The sequence below is a fragment of the Clostridium sp. genome, assembly GCF_016650095.1.
GTDB lineage: Bacteria > Bacillota > Clostridia > Clostridiales > Clostridiaceae > Clostridium_AD.
In genome coordinates this window covers 1-3,613 of the sequence record NZ_JAENWL010000379.1, presented here as the reverse complement: position 1 = coordinate 3,613, position 3,613 = coordinate 1, and the positions used below count along the sequence as shown (strand labels likewise).

Sequence of the window (3,613 nt, the reverse complement as noted above, 5' to 3'; positions counted from 1 at the left end):
TCTTCTTTTAAATAAAAATAAATTAGGTTTATCTCCATTAGATATTTCTGAATACAATAGATATATCAATATGAATAATTCTACAGCACTTCAATTTGCTTTATTTCTAAAGCAAAAATATCATACTAAAATTAATACTTGAGATATTACCTCTAGGATAGATATTGATAATTTACAAAATGATTTACAACTTGTAATCAAACTAAACCTTTTAACGAAAGAAGAGATAAATTCTTTTAAATATTCTATATTAATATCAAAACATAGGTTTTTATAGCACAAATACGTGTACTAGTAGATTTTCATTACCCTTGATTTAATTGCAATATTTCATAACAGGCAAATTTATTTAATTGATGAGAGAATTTAACCCACAAATCATTTTGACTGTTTAATTTGTGTACTTTCTCTTATTATTAGTTTAGGAGTCAATTGAATTTTAGATACAGAAATTTCCTCACTCTCTTCAATTTTTTCCTTTAATTTTTTCATTCCAAGTTTTCCCATATCATGCAATGGAATCTCAAAGGTTGTAATTGTTGGATTGTAAAAAGATGAAAAATCTCTATTATCAAACCCTATCACTTTAACTTCTTCAGGAACTCTTATATGTAATGAATTAAGAGCATTGAGACATCCAGCAGCTATGAAATCATTTTCACAGAAGAATCCATCAATTTTATTATCATTTTCTAATAATTTTAAAGTAGAATTAAAACCAGTATCACTATCATATTTACCATAAATTTCGTGATTTTCGTCTATTTCAATTCCATTTGATTTATACATATTAATAAATCCTTCATATCTATCAATGGAGGAATACCTATGTGATGGACCACAAATAATCGCAGGATTTTTCACACCACAACTCAATAGGTGCTTTGCTGCCATTTCTCCACCAGCAATGTTATCAATTACAATTGATTCAAATCCACTTATTGTCATATTTAGACAAACTGTAGGCGTAGCTGGATCTATATCTTTTAATAAAGATTTATGACTTGGAATATGGTAGCAAAGAATTATGCCATCAACATTATGAGCTTTTAAGGAGTTATAGGCTCTTATTAAATCACCATCAAATTCGACTGCAGATACAAATAATAGAGAGTATTGGTTGTTACCCAGTTCAGATTCTATTCCCTTTACAAGACGGGATGTAAACAACTCAGTAATATCCACAGCAAGACATCCAATTATTCCGGATTTACCAGATTTTAATTTAGAGGCATTCCAAGATGGAACATAATTTAATTTCTCAATTGCATTTAAAACTTTCTTTTTGGTAGAAGTTTTAACAGGCCTTTTCCCATTTAGGGTATGAGTGACTGTTGCAGTAGATACACCTGCATATTTTGCGACGTCTTTTATTGTAACAATATCACTCATATTAACCTTTACCTTTTATTAGTTTTTATAAATTAATAAAAATCTTATCATTTTTTTCCATTGAATCTGGATCAAAACTCTTAATATATATACCTTCATTATCTGTTAATGTAAATACTCTGTTTTCACCTTTAATTCCATCTTTTACTTTTGTTATAGTTACCTTTTTTTTAGTTACTATAAAACTAAATAAATTATATTTATTATCCTCTAAGTTAGTTTTGCCGTCATCTTCAAAGTAAATTGATTCTTTTTTAATATCTCCTTTTACCTTATATAAACGTAACTCTAATTCATCATATAACGCTGTTTTAAGCTTTTGAGCTTTCACTGCTCTTGGAATAATTGATCCCTCTTTAACAAAATAATTAAATACACCAAGTTTTGCACCAATTTCAACCGTTTGGCCACCTTCACTATATTTACTAGTAACTCCAGAATACCAATTGACCCCTTTAGGTAAATAAACAAATCTTTTACTTATACCCTTATCAACTACGAGTGTCTTTAAGATATTATCTCCAAACATACTATCGGTTTCCATTCCACTTAGATTTTCATCATCCAAAAATTCTAAATAAAGAGATCTATCCATTTGTTTTCCATTAACAACAGCATCATATGATGCTGTATAAATATATGGCATAAATTTATAATGTTCTATAATCAAATTCCTAATTACAGGAAGAGAGTCTTTATAGCTCCAGGCTTCCGTTGGATTACCATCAGCTCTCCATGAGTGAATTACAAATCGAGGTTGAAGTATAGCACTTTCACAACTTCTAACTAGAAGTTCTTCAGTTGGTACATTTCCATAAAAACCACCTAAATCATGACCATAGAAAGGAATTCCTGACAAACCAAAACCAATACTTTGGTATTGATTAAATTTCAAAGTTTTCCAATCACTGCTATTATCACCACTCCAGGTTCTAGCATATCTTTGAATACCACTAAAGCCAGATCTAGATATTATCCAAGCTCTATTATTTTCATTATTAATTTTATCTTTTTCTTTAAAAGCATCATAGGAGGCACTGCACATCATCATAGGTAGGACTGATTTAATTTTATATAAATCTACCTCGCTATCTTCTATTTCAAATTCATTATTATCATTCCATATACCAGCACAATTATTATCTAGAAATTGTTCTATCAATTGGTCTTTCCACCAATTATAGGCATCTTTATTTGTATAATTGATAAAGGAAGCCTCTCCTCCCCAGTAAAATTCAGTATAAGGATTACCCTTTTCATCTTTGATAAAATAACCTTTATCACATAATTCTTTGTACCACGGATGAGTTGTCAAAATACCAGGCTTTATATTCATTGCAAGTTTGTAGCCTCTATCTCTTAAATCTGTTATAAACTTTTTAGGATCTGAAAACTTCTGTTTATTCCATATAAATGCATATCTTTTCCCATTAGGTTGCTTTAAGTAACCAGAGGATACATACATACCCTCACAGGGAATGTTATTTTCTTCTGTTTGTTTGAAGTATCTCTCTATCCTTTCTTGTGCATCATATCCCTCTACATAATTCATACTAGAACCAAGAAAACCAAAGCTAAATAAAGGTGGAAAAGCAGGTCGCCCAGTAACATTTAAATAATTATTTACAATAGCACTATATGAATTTCCATCAAAATAATAGTAAGAAAAAGGACCATTGTAGGTTGTTATGTTATAATACAAAGGACTTTCTACCCCAAAGTTCATGGAATCAATCAAAGCTGAATCTATCAGTATTCCACAAAGACTTTTATTTATTTTATTTAATTTAATAAAAAAAGGAATAGATTTGTACAAAGGATCATGAATTTCAGCATCATACCCCATAGAATCTTTATTAAAGAACTTTAAAACTCGTTTTGCCTTATTAGGAATTCCACTTTTATCGCCTAGTCCATAAAACTCATCATTATCATCTAATTTAAAATTAAACTTTCCAAGAACCGATATATTATTCTCATTTAAAACTCTAAGTTGATAAGATGGTACAACTGTATCATCATCCCCAATAGCTCCACCATGTTGTAAAATCCCCTCTTTATAGATAGATACCAAGCAGGCAGACTTATCAACTTTTATCAATAATTTATTACAAATTATTTTATAACAGTCCTCCATTTCTAATAGACTTGTTATTATTTTACTGTCTTTTTTACTATATTCAGTAATTAAATTACTTGCTTCCCTTGATAATTCATTTAT

The 3,613-nt window shown here is 29.3% G+C and carries 2 protein-coding genes; both read right to left on the bottom strand.

Annotated elements, in window-relative coordinates; all coding sequences use genetic code 11:
- Positions 1-378: 378 nt before the first annotated feature.
- The gene (locus tag JJE11_RS16610; protein ID WP_291637623.1) at positions 379-1,392 is read right to left on the bottom strand and encodes a LacI family DNA-binding transcriptional regulator; all 1,014 of its coding nucleotides are present in this window, start codon (positions 1,390-1,392) and stop codon (positions 379-381) included.
- A 25-nt stretch (positions 1,393-1,417) separates the two neighbouring features.
- Positions 1,418-3,613: TIM-barrel domain-containing protein (locus tag JJE11_RS16605; RefSeq protein ID WP_291637621.1), on the bottom strand; the 2,196-nt coding region annotated here is incomplete at its 5' end.